Here is a 15,026-nt window from a genome sequence, read left to right as displayed (position 1 = left end):
CCAAATACGAGAATAGCGTATGCGCCGCCGATCGGAGCCGCACCGAAGTACGGGAGGTAGCAGGCACATGCGAAGGATCCCCGCAGAGTTGGCCAAGCGCTACGAGGCAGAGGGCTGGTGGACCCAGGACACGATCGGGGATCTGCTCGCACGGGGCCTGGCGGCGGCGCCCGACGCCGAGTTCCGGGTGCACTCGGCCGTCCGCCCCTGGTCCGGAACGTTCCATGACGTCGAGCGGGTCGCGCGCCGTCTGGCGGGCGGACTGCGGGAGCGGGGCGTGGGCCCCGGCGACACCGTCGCCTTCCAGCTGCCCAACTGGATGGAGGCCGCCGCGGTGTTCTGGGCCTCGGCGTTCCTCGGCGCGGCCGTCGTGCCGATCGTGCACTTCTACGGGCGCAAGGAGGTCGGCTACATCCTCGACGCGGTGCGACCGAAGGCCTTCGTGACCGCCCAGCGGTTCGGCCGGCTGGAGTTCCGGGCCGAGCTGTGCGCGGACGTGCCCGTGGTCGCGGTGGTCGGCCGTGACCCGCGACGGGATCCGCACGCCGAGGACTTCGAGGAGCTGCTGAGCGACACCCCGCTCCCCGGCGCCCTGCCCGCCGACCCGACGGGCCCCGCCCTCATCGCCTTCACCTCGGGCACGACCCGCGACCCCAAGGGCGTGGTCCACAGCCACCAGACGCTCGGCCACGAGACCCGCCAGCTCACCGCGAGCTACCCGCCCGACCGCGGCCACCAGCTCACCGCGGCCCCGGTCGGCCACTTCATCGGCATGGTGAACGCCTTCCTCATCCCGGTCCTGGAGGGCTCCCCGGTCAACCTCACCGACGTGTGGGACCCGGGCCGGGCACTGCGGCTGATGACAGAGCACGACCTCCACATCGGCGGCGGCGCCCCCTACTACGTCACGAGCCTGCTCGACCACCCCGACTTCACCCGGGCCCACCTGCGGCACATGAGGTACGCGGGGCTGGGCGGTTCCTCGGTGCCGGTGGCGGTCACGACCCGGCTGGCCGGCCTCGGGGTACATGTCTTCCGGGCCTACGGCAGCACCGAGCACCCCTCGATCACGTCGTCACGGTTCGACGCTCCCGAGGCCAAACGGCTCTTCACGGACGGGGACGCGCGGCCGGGTGTGGAGGTACGCCTGGCCGAGGACGGCGAGATCCTCAGCCGCGGCCCTGACCTGTGCCTCGGCTACACCGACCCGGCACTGACCGAGCGGTTCTTCGACGACGAGGGCTGGTACCACACCGGCGACATCGGCGTCCTCGACGAGGACGGCTATCTGACCATCACCGACCGCAAGTCCGACATCATCATCCGCGGCGGCGAGAACATCAGCGCCCTGGAGGTCGAGGAAGTCCTCCTGGCCCTGCCCGGCGTGGCGGAGGCCGCGGTGGTCGCCGCCCCCGACGCCCGGCTCGGCGAGCACGCCGCCGCATTCCTGCGCATGCTGCCCGACCACCCCCTCCCCGGCCTCGACGAGATGCGCGCCCACCTCGACAACTCCGGTCTGGCCAGGCAGAAGTGGCCCGAGGAGCTGCACGGCGTGACCGACTTCCCGAGGACCGCGAGCGGCAAGGTCCAGAAGTTCCGACTCCGGCAGGACATTGCCGTACGCACATGATGAGAATATGATTCTCGCAATTCGCCAAGGAGGGTCTCATGACGTCGCGTGCGCTGCCGTATCCGCTCTTCGACGCGGACAACCACCTGTACGAGACCGAGGAGGCGCTGACCAGGCACCTCCCCAAGGAGTACGAGGGCGCGATCCAGTACGTGCAGGTCAAGGGCCGTACGAAGATCGCGATCCTGGGCCAGATCAGCGAGTACATCCCGAACCCGACCTTCGAGGTCGTCGCCCGCCCGGGCGCCATGGAGGAGTACTTCCGGGTCGGCAACCCCGACGGCAAGTCCCGCCGGGAGATCTTCGGCGACCCGATGCGCTCGATCCCGGCGTTCCGTGAACCGGGGCCGCGTCTTGAGCTGCTGGACGAACTCGGCGTCCAGCGGACGCTGATGTTCCCGACGCTCGCCAGCCTCATCGAGGAACGGATGCGCCACCACCCGGAGTTGATCCACGCGGTGATCCACTCGCTCAACGAATGGCTGTACGAGACCTGGTCGTTCAACTACAAGGACCGCATCTTCACCACCCCGGTCATCACCCTGCCGATCGTCGAGAAGGCGATCGCCGAGCTCGACTGGGCGGTGGAGCGCGGTGCGAAGGCCGTCCTCATCCGTCCGGCCCCGGTGCCGGGGTACGGCGGCTCCCGGTCCTTCGCGCTGGAGGAGTTCGACCCGTTCTGGAAGCGGGTCGTGGAGACGGGTGTGCTGGTCGCGATGCACTCCTCCGACAGCGGCTACGCGAAGTACACGAGCGACTGGGAGGGCGGTGTCAACGAGATGCTGCCGTTCAAGCCCAACGCCTTCCGTACGGTGTCCGAGTGGCGGCCGATCCAGGACGCGGTGGCCGCGTGGGTGTGCCACGGCGCGCTGTTCCGCTTCCCCGAGCTGAAGATCGCCCTGATCGAGAACGGCTCCTCGTGGGTGGCCCCGCTGCTCGACCAACTCGCCGACGTCTACAAGAAGATGCCGAACGAGTTCCTCGGCGACCCGGTGGCGGCGGTGAAGAACAGCATCCACGTCAGTCCGTTCTACGAGGAGGACCTGGGCGGCCTGGTCGACCTCATCGGCGTCGACCGCATCCTGTTCGGCTCGGACTACCCGCACCCCGAGGGCCTGTCCCAGCCGACCTCGTACGTCAACGCCATCCAGGGCCTGAGCGTGCCCGACCAGGCCAAGATCATGGGTGGCAATCTGGCCCGGCTGATCCCCGCATGACCTCTGGCCGGGCCGATCCCAGCGGGACATGGGAGTCCATCCCCCGGATGGTGCTGAGCGCCGCCGACCGCTTCGGGGACGCCGAAGCGGTCGTCGACGGCCCGCTGCGGCTCTCCTTCGCCGAACTCGCCGAGCGGGTACGCCAAGCGGCGGGCGCCTTCAGAGAGCTGGGGGTCTCCAAGGGCGACCGGGTGGCGATCTGGGCGCCCAACTCCGCCGAATGGCTCGTCGCGGGTTTCGGCCTGCTCGCCGCCGGCGGGGTGCTGGTGCCGGTCAACACCCGGTTCAAGGCGGACGAGGCGCACGACATCGTCGTACGGGGCCGAGCCAAGGCCCTGCTCGTCCAACAGGGCTTCCTGGATCTGGAGTTCACCGGCCCGCCCGGCGTTCCGGTGATCGACCTCACGTCGGACTTCCTCGCGAGCGGATCGCCGTACGAGTGCGAGGTGAGCGGATCGGACCTCTCCGACATCATCTTCACCTCGGGGACGACGGGCCGCCCGAAGGGTGTCCTGATGAGCCACGCGCAGAACCTGCGGCTGTTCGCGGAGTGGTGCGATCTGGCGGACCTGCGCGAGGGTGACCGCTATCTGATCGTCAACCCGTTCTTCCACATGTTCGGCTGGAAGGCGGGCTGTATCGCCTCCCTCATCCGGGGCGCGACCATCCTCCCGGTGCCGGTCTTCGACGTGGACCAGGTGCTCGACCTGGTCGAACGCGAGCGGGTGACGATGCTGCCCGGCCCGCCCACGCTCTACCACTCCCTGCTGGAGGCGGAGGCGAAGGGCGGCCGGGACCTCTCCTCGCTGCGGGCCGCGGTGACCGGGTCGGCGGACATCCCCGTGGAGCTCATCCGCCGGATCAGGAGCGAACTGCCCTTCCGGACGATCATGACGGGGTACGGCCTGACCGAGGCGGGCACGGTCACCGCCTCCCGGTCCGGCGACTCCTTCGAGGAGATCGCCACGACCGTCGGCCTCCCCTGCGACGGACTGGAGGTCCGCGTCGCCGACGACGGCGAGGTGCTGGTGCGCGGCTACAGCGTCATGCTCGGCTACCTCGACGACCCCGCCGCGACGGCCGAGGCGATCGACCCTCACGGCTGGCTGCACACCGGCGACCTGGGCACGCTCGACGACCGGGGACGGTTGAGGATCGTCGGCCGGAAGAAGGACATGTTCGTGGTGGGCGGCTTCAACGCCTACCCCGCCGAGATCGAGGGCTTCCTGCTCCGGCACCCGGCGGTCGCCCAGGCCGCGGTGGTGGGCGTCCCCGACACTCGGCTGGGCCAGGTGGGCAAGGCCTTCGTCGTCCCGCACGGCCCGGTGTCGGCGGACGAGCTGATCGCCTGGAGCCGGGAACGCATGGCCGGTTACAAGGTGCCCCGATCCGTGGAGTTCCGGGAGGAGTTGCCGATCGGTGCCACGGGCAAGGTGTTGAAGGACCAATTGCGATGAGGCCCGTCGCGTCACCCGCGGGAGAACGGAGATTCACAGTGACGACCAACAGCACCGCCGACCTGACGGCGGACCCGTCACCGGACCGGATAGAGCGACTCGACGAGGAGATCATCACCCTCCTCGCCCGTCGCCGCGCCATGGCACAGGAGCTGCCTCCCCCCGCACGCGCCCGCGCCGTCGATCCCGAGTTCACCGAGACCGTACGGGAGATGACGGACCGCTACCGGCAGGAGCTCGGCGGCGCCGGCGAACTCGTCGCCCGCGCGGTGATGGTGCTCTGCCATCCGAGCCGCCAGTCCTGATCACGCGGGGTGAGGAGGGAGGACCGGGGGTCCTTCCTCCCCGCCCGGACAGGACCACGCCCACATGACTTGGATCACTTTGACAGGGTCCTCGATTTGGCCGTACAAATGGGCCATATGAGCGTCCCGAAGCTTCCTCTGTCCGGGATCACGGTCGTCAGCCTGGAGCAGGCGGTGGCCGCCCCCTATGCCACCCGGCAGCTGGCCGACCTCGGCGCCCGGGTCATCAAGGTGGAGCGGCCGGGCGGCGGTGACTTCGCGCGCCGCTACGACACGACGGTCCACGGACACTCCAGCTACTTCGTCTGGCTGAACCGCTCCAAGGAATCCCTCACCCTGGACCTCAAGGACCCGCGCGGCCGGGAGATCCTGCACGATCTGCTGGACGGCGCCGACGTCTTCGTACAGAACCTGGCCCCCGGCGCGGCGGACCGGCTCGGCCTCGACACCGGCACGCTCACCGAGCGCCGGCCGCGGCTGATCCCGTGCACGATCTCCGGATACGGCACGGACGGCCCGTGGGCCGACCGCAAGTCCTACGACCTGCTGGTGCAGTGCCAGACCGGCCTGGTGTCGCTGACCGGAACCCCCCAGGAGACCGCGCGGGTCGGGATCTCGGTCGCCGACATCGCCGCCGGGATGTACGCCTACAGCGGCGTCCTGACCGCCCTGTACACGCGCGCCACCACGGGCACGGCCCACCCGGTGGAGGTGTCCCTCTTCGAGGCACTGGCCGAGTGGATGGGCCAGCCCGCCAACTACACGCGGTACGGCGGCAGCCAGCCCCCGCGCCTGGGCACCCAGCACGCCACCATCGCCCCCTACGGCACCTTCAGGAGCGCCGACGGCAAGGACGTGCTGTTCTCCATCCAGAACGAGCGCGAGTGGGCCGTGCTGTGCGCGCGGTTCCTCGGTGATCCCGCGCTGACCACCGACCCGCGCTTCGCCACCGGCTCCGACCGCGTCGCCCACCGCGAGGAGCTCAACGCCGTGGTCGCCGAGCGCTGTGCGCGCTCCGACGCCGACGAACTCCTCAAGGACCTGGAGGACATCGGCATCGCCTGCGCCGGCGTCAACGACATCGCCGCGTTCCTCGACCACCCCGTGCTGGCCGCCCGTGACCGCTGGCGTGAGGTCGGTGTACCGGGCGCCACCGTGCAGGCCCTGCTCCCGCCGGCCGACCTGGCGGGGCTGCCCGCGCGCATGGACCCCGTACCGGCGGTGGGCGAGCACACCGACGCGATCCTCACCGCGCTCGGCCGCGGCCGCGACGACATCGAGGCGCTGCGCGCCGACGGCGTCGTCTGATCACGGGGCGACGCCGATGCTTGAGCAACCACAGCGTGAGAGCACCTACTTGAAGCTCGCCCGCGAACTGCGCACCGCGATCCTGCGGCACGACTACCCCGAGGGGGTACGGCTGCCGACGGAGGCCCAGCTCGCCGAGCACTACGGGATCAGCCGGCAGACCGTGCGCCGGGCCTTCCAGGACCTGGTGGCGGAAGGCCTGGTCCACCGGGTGCCGGGGCGCGGCACCTTCGCCACGCCCCGCGACGAGCGGTATCTGCGCCAGTTCGGCTCGGTGGACGACCTGATGGGCCTGTCCATCGACACCCGTATGCACGTCGTCACCCCGCTGCACCGGCGGGTCGACGTCGACGCGGCCGGACGACTGGGCCTGCACACCGACCAGGTGCACAAACTGGCCTTCCTCCGGCTGCACGAGGACACCGCGTTCTGCCACACCGCCGTCTTCCTGCCGCCGGCCGTCGGTGAGTTGCTGGAGTCGGTACCCGAACTCATCGAGCCCAGCACCCCCAGCGCCTCCACCGTCATCGGCTTCCTGGACGGCCGGCTGCCCGAGCCGATCGCCGAGGCCGAGCAGAGCATCACCGTCGCGGAGGCCACCCCCGAACTCGCCGGACACCTCGGCTGCGAGCCGGGCCGCGCGCTGCTGCGCATCGACCGGGTCTACCAGTCGGTCGCCGGACAGCTAGTCGAGCTGGCGATCAGCCACTTCCTGCCCGAGCACTACTCGTACCGCGTACGGCTGCGGCGCAGCGGCCGGTGACGCCGTAAGCCGAACTGTCGAAGAGCCGAAGAGCCTAGAGAGTCGAAAGAGGAGCAATTGCCGTGAGTCTCAAGATTGTTGTGACCGTGAAGTACGTGCCCGACGCCACTGGCGACCGGCACTTCGCCGATGACCTGACCGTCGACCGGGACGACGTGGACGGTCTGCTCTCCGAGCTGGACGAGTACGCGGTCGAGCAGGCCCTGCAGATCGCCGACGAGGCCGACGACGCCGAGATCACGGTGCTGACCGTCGGTCCCGAGGACGCCAAGGACGCGCTGCGCAAGGCCCTGTCCATGGGTGCCGACAAGGCCATCCATGTCGAGGACGACGACCTGCACGGCACGGATGCGATCGGTACCTCGCTGGTGCTGGCGAAGGCGATCGAGAAGGCCGGCTACGACCTGGTGATCTCCGGCATGGCGTCCACGGACGGCACCGCGGGCATCGTGCCCGCGCTGGTCGCCGAGCGCCTGGGCGTCCCGCAGGTCACCCTGCTGTCCGAGGTCTCCGTCGAGGACGGTGTCGTGAAGGGCCGCCGGGACGGCGATGCCGCCTCCGAGCAGCTGGAGGCCTCGCTGCCGGCCGTCGTGTCGGTCACCGACCAGTCGGGCGAGGCGCGTTACCCGTCCTTCAAGGGCATCATGGCCGCCAAGAAGAAGCCGGTTCAGTCCTGGGACCTGTCCGACCTCGACATCGAGGCCGAAGAGGTCGGTCTGGACGGCGCCTGGACCAAGGTCGACTCCGCCGCACAGCGTCCGGCGCGTACCGCGGGCACGATCGTCAAGGACGAGGGCGAGGGCGGCAAGCAGCTCGCCGAGTACCTCGCGAGCCAGAAGTTCATCTGATCCCACCGTCCTTGATCCCACAGGAGTTGCTGTCCCATGGCTGAAGTTCTCGTCTACGTCGATCACGTGGACGGTGCCGTCCGCAAGCCCACCCTGGAGCTGCTGACCCTGGCCCGCCGCATCGGCGAGCCGGTCGCCGTCGCACTCGGCGCGGGCGCCGCCGACACCGCCGCCGCGCTCGCCGAGCACGGCGCCGTCAAGGTCCTCACCCACGAGGCCACCGAGTACACCGACTACCTCGTCGTCCCCAAGGTCGACGCCCTGACGGCCGCCGTCGAGGCCGTCTCCCCGGCCGCCGTGCTGGTGCCCTCCTCCGCGGAGGGCAAGGAGATCGCCGCCCGCCTCGCACTGCGCATCGGCTCCGGCATCATCACCGACGCCGTCGACCTCGAAGCCGGCGACGAGGGCCCGGTGGCCACCCAGTCCGTCTTCGCCGCCTCCTTCTCCACCAGGACCCGCGTCATCAAGGGCACCCCGGTCATCACCGTCAAGCCCAACTCCGCCGCCGTGGAAGCCGCCCCGGCCTCCGGCGAGGTCTCCGAACTCGCCGTGTCCTTCGGCGCGCTGGCCACCGGCACCAAGGTCACCGCCCGCACCCCGCGCGAGGCCACCGGACGCCCCGAGCTGACCGAGGCCGCGATCGTCGTCTCCGGCGGCCGCGGCGTCAACGGCGCCGAGAACTTCGCCCTCATCGAAGCCCTCGCCGACTCCCTCGGCGCGGCCGTCGGCGCCTCCCGCGCCGCCGTCGACGCCGGCTGGTACCCCCACACCAACCAGGTCGGCCAGACCGGCAAGTCCGTCTCCCCGCAGCTCTACATCGCCTCCGGCATCTCCGGCGCCATCCAGCACCGCGCCGGCATGCAGACCTCCAAGACCATCGTCGCCATCAACAAGGACGCCGAAGCCCCCATCTTCGACCTCGTCGACTACGGCATCGTCGGCGACCTCTTCGACGTCGTCCCCGCCCTCACCGAAGAGATCAACACCCGCAAGGGCTGACCGCAGCCGGACGCGAGGCTATGGGCTGTCCGGGTCAGTACGACCTGGGCAGCCCCAGTACGTGCTGGGACACGTAGTTGAGGACCATCTCCTGGCTGACGGGGGCGAGCCGTAGCAGCCGGGACTCGCGGAAGTACCGTTCGACGTGGTACTCACGGGCGTACCCCATGCCCCCCAGGGTCTGCACGGCGCGGTCGGCGGCCTGGAAGCCCGCGTCGGCGCACAGGAACTTGGCCATGTTGGCCTCGCGACCGCACGTCAGGCCCCGGTCGTAGCGCCAGGCCGCGTTACGGGCCATGAGCCGGGCCGCGTCGAGCCGGGTGAGGGCCTCGGCGAGCGGGAAGGCGATGCCCTGGTTCTGGCCGATGGGGCGGCCGAAGACGACGCGGTCGCGGGCGTAGCGGGTCGCCGCGTCCAGGGCGGCCCTGCCGAGGCCGAGGGCTTCGTGGGCGAGCAGGATGCGCTCCGGGTTGAGCCCGTCGAGCAGATAGCGGAAGCCCTCGCCCTCCTCGCCGATGCGCGCGCCCGCCGGCACCCGCAGTCCGTCGATGAAGATCTCGTTGGACGCCACGGCGTTGCGGCCCATCTTGGGGATCGGCCGGATGTCCATGGCGCCTCGGTCGACGTCGACGAGGAAGACGGAGATGCCCTGGGTCGGCTTGTCGACCTCCTCGCGGGGAGTGGTGCGGGCGAGGAGGACCATCTTCTGGGAGTCGCCCGCCTTGGTGATCCAGATCTTGCGGCCGTCGATCACGTAGTGGTCGCCGTCTCGGCGGGCGAACGTGGAGATGCTGGTGGTGTCGGTGCCGGCGTCGGGTTCGGTGACACCGAAGCAGACGTGCAGGTCACCCGAGGCGGCGTGCGGCAGGACCTCGCGGCGGAGTTCCTCGCTGCCGTGTTTCGCCAGGACGTTGAGGCCGAAGATGGTCAGGTGCATGGTGCTGCACCCGTTCATACCGGCGCCCGAGGCAGCCACCTCTTCCAGCAGCAGCGAGGCCTCCAGGACACCGAGTCCTCCCCCGCCGTACTCCTCGGGGACGGCGATGCCCAGCCAGCCGGCCTTGGCGAAGGCGTCGTAGAAGCTCCAGGGGAACTCCGCGCGCTCGTCCCGTTCGGCCCAGTACCCGGGTCCGAAGGAGGCGGCCAGTGCGCGGACGCCCGCCTGGATGTCCTCCTGCTGTTCGGTGAGCTCGAAATCCACGGACGCTCCCTGGAGAATGAGGTTTCCCTGTACGTAGAATATCGTTCGCACTCGTCGAGAAAGGAAGACCCCGTCTTGAACATCGCGATGTTGCTCGACATGGCCGCGGCCGGCGATCCGGACCGGGTGGCGGTCGGCCCGCGCGACTCCGGAATGACCTGTGCGCGGCTGCGGCGGGCCGCGGCCGGTGTCGCGACCGTCGTCCACCGCACCGGCGCCCGGGAGTTGGTGTTCGCGGGGGTCAACGGCCCTGCCTTCACCGTGCTGTTGTTCGGTGCCGCGCTGGCGGGTGTGCCGCTGGTGCCGGTGAACTACCGGTTGTCGGCGGAGGCGTTGGCCGGTCTGCTGAAGCACACCGGGAAGCCTCTGGTGATCGCCGAGGAAGAGCTCGCCGAGGCGTTCCCGGGGCTCGATGTCCTCACCCCCGAAGCGCTGGTGGCGCAGGGACTGGCGGCGGAGCCGGCCGAGGGCCTGGAGGCGGACGCGGACGACCCGGCCGTGCTGCTGTTCACCAGCGGGACGACCGCCGCGCCGAAGGCGGCGGTGCTGCGGCACCGGCATCTGAGCAGCTACATCCTCCAGACCGTGGAGTTCGGCTCCGCGGCCCCGGACGACGCCGTGCTGGCCAGTGTCCCGCCGTACCACGTGGCGGGCGTCGGCTCCGTGCTCAGCAACCTCTACGCGGGGCGGCGCATGGTGCATCTGAGCGCTTTCGAACCCGGGGACTGGCTGCGGCTGGTGCGCTCCGAAGGGGTTTCGTCCGCCATGGTCGTGCCCACCATGCTGGCCCGTGTCGTCGAGCATCTGGACGGGCGGCCGGCCGGGGTGCCCACGCTGCGGTCGCTGGCGTACGGCGGGGCCCGTATGCCGCACACCGTGCTGGAGGCGGCGCTGCGGGCCTTCCCCGACACCGGGTTCACCAATGCCTACGGTCTGACCGAGACCAGTTCGACCATCGCGCTGCTGGGGCCCGAGGACCACCGGGCCGCCCTGTCCTCGGCCGATCCGGCGGTGCGGGCCCGGCTGCGGTCGGCCGGTCGCATGGTGCCGGGGGTGGAGGCGCAGATCCGGGACGCGTCGGGCGCCGCCCAACCGGCCGGTGTGGCGGGTGAGTTGTGGGTGCGCGGGCCGCAGGTGTCCGGGGAGTACAGGGGGGATGCCACGCTCCCGGCGCCGGACGGCTGGTTCCACACGCGCGATCTCGCCCGCTTCGACGACGACGGCTATCTGTTCATCGAGGGCCGCGCCGACGACACCATCATCCGGGGCGGGGAGAACATCGCCCCGGCCGAGGTCGAGGACGTGCTGCTGCGGCATGCCGCCGTGCGCGAGGCCGCGGTGGTCGGGGTGCCCGACGAGGAGTGGGGCGAGCGGATCGCCGCGTTCGTGGTCACCCACCCGGGGGCGAGTGTCGACGCGGACGCGCTGCGCGCCTGGGTGCGCGGCCGGCTGCGGGGTTCCAAGACACCGGACGTGGTCGTCTTCCGCGACGAACTCCCGTACACCCCCACCGGAAAGCTCCTGCGGCGCCAGCTGCTGACGACGATACGGAAGGGCTGATCGCCCATGACCTCCTTCACGGAACTCCATGACCTCACCGGCAAGGTGGCCGTGGTCACCGGCGGGTCGCGCGGCATCGGCCGGGCCATCGTGGGAACCCTCGCGGAGGCCGGCGCCGACGTCGTCGTCGCCTCCCGCAAGATCGAGGCGTGCCGGGCGGTGGCCGAGGAGGTACGGGCGTCCACCGGGCGGCGGGCGGTGGGCATCGCCTGCCATGTGGGCAGATGGGCCGACTGCGAGGGCCTGGTCGCACAGACCCTCGCCGAGTTCGGCCGGCTCGACGTGCTGGTCAACAACGCGGGCATGTCGCCGCCGTACGAGAGCCTCGACAGCGTCAGCGAGGAGCTCTACGACAAGACCCTCGCCGTGAATCTGAAGGGTCCGTTCCGGCTCGCGGTACTGGCCGCCACGTACATGGCGGACCACGGGGGCGGGTCGATCATCAACATCGGTACGGCGGGGTCGTTGCTGGCGAGCGTCCACGAACTGCCGTACGCCTGCGCCAAGGCGGGCCTCAACGCGCTCACCGTCGGGCTGGCGGAGGCGTACGCGCCCAAGGTGCGGGTGAACGCGATTCTGCCGGGGCCGGTGCGGACGGGGGCGCACAAGGAGTGGGAGGCGGAGGGGTTCGACGCGTCGTTCGTGCCGTTGGGGCGGTTGGGGGTGCCGGATGACGTCGCCCCGCTGGCGTTGCATTTCGCCAGCGGGGCGTCGAGTTTTACGACCGGTGCGATGGTGCGGGTGGACGGGGGGATCACTCGCAAGGTGTGAGTGGGGGCTTCTGCGCGACGGCGGCTGCGGGTTCGTTGTGGCTGGTCGCGCTCACGCGGCGGTAGCCGCATATCGACACAGCCCCGCGCCCCTAAGACACATACACATGCCCGCCTTTCATGACGAACCGGACGTCCTCGGTCACCCCGATGTCCCTCAGCGGGTCGCCCGGAACCGCGATCACGTCCGCCAGCAGGCCCGGCTCCAAGCGGCCACGGTCATCCGCGTCTATGAGGTCTGCGGCTGTCGTCGTGGCCGCGCGGATGGCTGCCAGCGGGGTCATCCCGCGGTCCACCAACGCCAGCAGTTCCTTCGCCCCCCTACCGTGCGGCACCGCCGGGGCGTCCGTGCCGCAGGCGATCCGTACGCCTCGCTCGATGGCCCTGCTGATCGTCGCCTTGGCTCGGGGGAAGACGTCGGCTGCCTTCGCCTGCAACTCGGGGGCCGCTTTCGACACATCCATGCCGTCGGCGATGTACGTCGTCGCCACCAGGAACGTGCCCCTCTCCACCATCAGGTCCAGGACCTCGTCGCTCGCCAGGAAGCCGTGCTCGATGCAGTCGATGCCCGCGTCCAGCGCGGCCCTGATCGCCCGGTCGCCCATGCAGTGGGCCGCCACCTTGAGGCCGGCCCGGTGGGCCTCGTCGGCTATCGCCCGCAGTTCCTCGTCGGAGTACTGCTGGGCGCCGGCCGGGCCCGTGTGGGACATGACGCCGTTGGACGCGCAGACCTTGATGACGCGGGCGCCGTGCTTGATCTGGTAGCGGACCGCCTTGCGCACCTCGTCGACGCCGTTGGCGATGCCCTCCTCCACGGTGAGGGGCATGATGTGCGGGGCGAACGCCTGGAACATCGTGGGGTCCAGGTGACCGCCGGTCGGGGTGATGGCGTGGCCCGCCGGGACCACCCGCGGGCCCTCGATCCAGCCGAGGTCGATCGCCTTCTTGAGGGCCACGTCCAGCAGCAGCCCACCCGTCTGCACGAACAGGCCGAGGTTGCGTACGGTCGTGAAGCCCGAGCGGAGCGTCCGGCGGGCGTTGGCCACGGCACGCAGGGTGCGTACGGCCGGGTCGTCCTGGACCGGGTTCAGCGGGCTGCGGTGGTCGGGGCCGCCGAGCAGCAGGTTGACCTCCATGTCCATCAGGCCCGGCAGGAGCGTCAGATCGCCGAGGTCGATCTCCACAGTGTCCTCGGGGACCGTCGTCGGGGCGATCGCGGTGATGCGGTCGCCCTCGATCAACAGGTCGCCCGGCTCGACGAGTTCGCCCTTGTCGACGTCGAGCATGCGGGCGCCGCGGAGCCGGACGGGTGGCTGCGGGGTTCGGGGACGGGGCATCAGACGGCCGGCTCGACCACGGCGTCGATGCTCGCGGGCCCGGTGTCGGGGACCTTGGGCTGACGCCAGGCCTCCACCGAGAAGGCGACGGTCACCAGTGCGCAGAACAGCCACAGCAGATGCTTGTCCGGCTCGGAGATGTCCTCCATCGAGACGTTCTGGAGGTACTCCGTGCCGTCCTTCAGCAGAGGGAACGCCGTGCCGTAGAAGGTGTCGAGCTCATCCATGGTGGAGGCGATCCGCTTGGCGTAGCGGGCCTTCTCGGTCGGCACCGCCCAGTCGGCGAACGGCTCCAGGGCGGCGAACTCGGGCGGGAAGACAGCAGTGGTCATGGTCGGCTCCTCAGGACGCGGTGCGCTGCTCGTGGTCGCTGACGTACTGGCGGGCGGTCTGGTGCAGATGCCGGAGCAGGACTTCCTGGTCGTTGAGCGGGAACTCCCCCACCGCACGCGACTCGAGCATCGTCTGCGTCGCCTCCAGGGTGTTGCCGTCCTGAAGGCCGTACTCCTTGAAGGACACGACGGCCAGCTCCTGCTGGAGGCGCTGGAAGGCGTTCTCCGGGGGGACGAAGTAGCAGGTCGCCTCGAAGATGTGGCTGTTGTAGGCGGTCGGCCAGTAGTGGTACGTGAGCACCCAGTTGGGCCGCCAGACCAGCAGCATGAAGTTGGGGAAGAAGACGAAGGAATCCATGCCCCAGCGCTTGTCGCGGGTCGGGTTGATGGCCGGCGGCAGGTCGGCCGTCTCCATACCGATGTCCGGTGCCTCCCACGGGCCGAACAGACCGCTGCGCAGGGCGCCTTCGATGGGCTTGACCATCGCGCGGTCGTGCGGCGGGGCGATGCCGCCCCAGGAGGAGACCATGCTGTGCGGGCCGTCGATGTCGTAGTGCAGCGCCTCGTAGCCGTACTTCTGGATCTTGCGGGCCTCGTCGGAGGTGTACTGCCCGGCGTGCAGGATCGGCGCGTGGTAGAACTCGGCGAACGCGTCGATGAAGAGCTTCCAGTTGGCGCCGATCTCCGCCCGGTACTTGTGGGCCTGCGTCATCTTGTGGAACGGATAGCCCTCGATGCCGTGCGCGAACTCGCCCAGGTACTCCCGTAGCGGGGTGGCGTTGTCGGGGTCGAGGTTCACGAAGACGAACCCCTCCCACACCTCCGTCTGCACCTGCTTCAGCCCGTACTGCGACTTGTCGAGGTCGAAGAACTCCTGCTCCTGCTGGACGAAGGCGAGCTTGCCCTCCAGGTCGTAGCGCCAGGCGTGGTACTTGCAGGTGAACTGGCGGCAGACCCCGCTGGTCTCCTCGCGCGGGAAGTCGTTCCACACGAGTTTGTTGCCGCGGTGCCGGCACACGTTGTGGAAGGCGCGCACCTCGTCGTCCGTGCCGCGCGCGACGATGACCGAGGTGCGGGCCGCGTCCAGCTCCTTGGTGAAGAAGCTGCCCCGCTTGGGGAGTTGCTCGACACGGCCGACGTTCAGCCAGGTCTTCCGGAAGATCGCGTCCCGTTCGCGTTCGTAGTGCTCGGGCGAGATCGAGTCCTCGTAACTGACCGGCTCCGTGCCGATCTTGAGGTGCTCGGTCCAGCTGCCCGCTTCGGGCTTCTTGAAGTGCGCCATGGGGTCTGGTCCTCCAG

14 protein-coding genes are annotated in these 15,026 nt (G+C 70.1%); 10 read left to right on the top strand and 4 right to left on the bottom strand.

From position 1 onward, the window contains the following. Positions 1 to 67 precede the first annotated feature (67 nt). The 8 genes from HLK59_RS00705 to HLK59_RS00670 all read left to right on the top strand — a co-directional run bounded on the left by HLK59_RS00705 (position 68) and on the right by HLK59_RS00670 (position 8,527). Positions 68 to 1,630 carry an AMP-binding protein gene (locus HLK59_RS00705; RefSeq protein WP_171139149.1) on the top strand — a complete coding sequence of 521 codons (1,563 nt, stop codon included), beginning with the start codon at positions 68 to 70 and terminating at the stop codon, positions 1,628 to 1,630. Between the two features lie 38 nt (positions 1,631 to 1,668). Continuing rightward, complete coding sequence (locus HLK59_RS00700; protein WP_171139148.1) at positions 1,669 to 2,847, top strand: amidohydrolase family protein; 1,179 nt, start codon at positions 1,669 to 1,671, stop codon at positions 2,845 to 2,847. After that, on the top strand, positions 2,844 to 4,304 hold the full coding sequence (locus HLK59_RS00695; RefSeq protein ID WP_171139147.1) for a FadD3 family acyl-CoA ligase: 1,461 nt from the start codon (positions 2,844 to 2,846) through the stop codon (positions 4,302 to 4,304). The genes HLK59_RS00700 and HLK59_RS00695 overlap by 4 nt, the downstream gene beginning before the upstream one ends. 38 nt (positions 4,305 to 4,342) lie before the next feature. Beyond that, complete coding sequence (locus tag HLK59_RS00690; RefSeq protein ID WP_171139146.1) at positions 4,343 to 4,609, top strand: hypothetical protein; 267 nt, start codon at positions 4,343 to 4,345, stop codon at positions 4,607 to 4,609. Between the two features lie 117 nt (positions 4,610 to 4,726). Continuing rightward, a complete protein-coding gene (locus tag HLK59_RS00685; RefSeq protein ID WP_171139145.1) occupies positions 4,727 to 5,917 on the top strand; it encodes a CaiB/BaiF CoA-transferase family protein in 1,191 nt (396 codons plus the stop codon). 16 nt (positions 5,918 to 5,933) lie between these two features. Then, positions 5,934 to 6,680, top strand: a complete 747-nt coding sequence (locus HLK59_RS00680) for a GntR family transcriptional regulator (protein WP_171139144.1) — start codon at positions 5,934 to 5,936, stop codon at positions 6,678 to 6,680. Positions 6,681 to 6,742: 62 nt separating this feature from the next. After that, positions 6,743 to 7,528: an electron transfer flavoprotein subunit beta/FixA family protein gene (locus tag HLK59_RS00675; protein ID WP_171139143.1), complete on the top strand. Its 786-nt coding sequence runs from the start codon at positions 6,743 to 6,745 to the stop codon at positions 7,526 to 7,528. Positions 7,529 to 7,564: 36 nt separating this feature from the next. After that, the gene (locus HLK59_RS00670; RefSeq protein ID WP_171139142.1) at positions 7,565 to 8,527 is read left to right on the top strand and encodes an electron transfer flavoprotein subunit alpha/FixB family protein; all 963 of its coding nucleotides are present in this window, start codon (positions 7,565 to 7,567) and stop codon (positions 8,525 to 8,527) included. 34 nt (positions 8,528 to 8,561) lie between these two features. On the opposite strand, the gene HLK59_RS52280 is transcribed toward HLK59_RS00670, so the two are convergent. Next, positions 8,562 to 9,728, bottom strand: a complete 1,167-nt coding sequence (locus HLK59_RS52280) for an acyl-CoA dehydrogenase family protein (protein ID WP_171139141.1) — start codon at positions 9,726 to 9,728, stop codon at positions 8,562 to 8,564. 75 nt (positions 9,729 to 9,803) lie between these two features. Between HLK59_RS52280 and HLK59_RS00660 the strand changes: the two genes are divergently transcribed. Beyond that, a complete protein-coding gene (locus tag HLK59_RS00660) occupies positions 9,804 to 11,288 on the top strand; it encodes an AMP-binding protein (protein WP_171139140.1) in 1,485 nt (494 codons plus the stop codon). 6 nt (positions 11,289 to 11,294) lie between these two features. Next, positions 11,295 to 12,059 (top strand): glucose 1-dehydrogenase, encoded by a 765-nt coding sequence (locus HLK59_RS00655; RefSeq protein ID WP_171139139.1) that lies wholly within the window; start codon positions 11,295 to 11,297, stop codon positions 12,057 to 12,059. A gap of 91 nt (positions 12,060 to 12,150) precedes the next feature. Here HLK59_RS00655 and HLK59_RS00650 read toward each other — a convergent pair whose 3' ends face one another. The 3 genes from HLK59_RS00650 to HLK59_RS00640 are packed head-to-tail and all read right to left on the bottom strand — an operon-like array spanning position 12,151 to position 15,009. Beyond that, positions 12,151 to 13,395: an amidohydrolase family protein gene (locus HLK59_RS00650; RefSeq protein ID WP_171139138.1), complete on the bottom strand. Its 1,245-nt coding sequence runs from the start codon at positions 13,393 to 13,395 to the stop codon at positions 12,151 to 12,153. Further along, complete coding sequence (locus HLK59_RS00645; RefSeq protein WP_171139137.1) at positions 13,395 to 13,727, bottom strand: hypothetical protein; 333 nt, start codon at positions 13,725 to 13,727, stop codon at positions 13,395 to 13,397. The genes HLK59_RS00650 and HLK59_RS00645 overlap by 1 nt, the downstream gene beginning before the upstream one ends. Positions 13,728 to 13,737: 10 nt before the next feature. Next, on the bottom strand, positions 13,738 to 15,009 hold the full coding sequence (locus tag HLK59_RS00640; RefSeq protein WP_171139136.1) for an aromatic ring-hydroxylating dioxygenase subunit alpha: 1,272 nt from the start codon (positions 15,007 to 15,009) through the stop codon (positions 13,738 to 13,740). Positions 15,010 to 15,026 lie beyond the last annotated feature (17 nt).

The organism is Streptomyces sp. S3(2020), assembly GCF_013044505.1.
Classification (GTDB): domain Bacteria; phylum Actinomycetota; class Actinomycetes; order Streptomycetales; family Streptomycetaceae; genus Streptomyces.
This window is presented reverse-complemented; position numbering and strand designations above follow the sequence as displayed.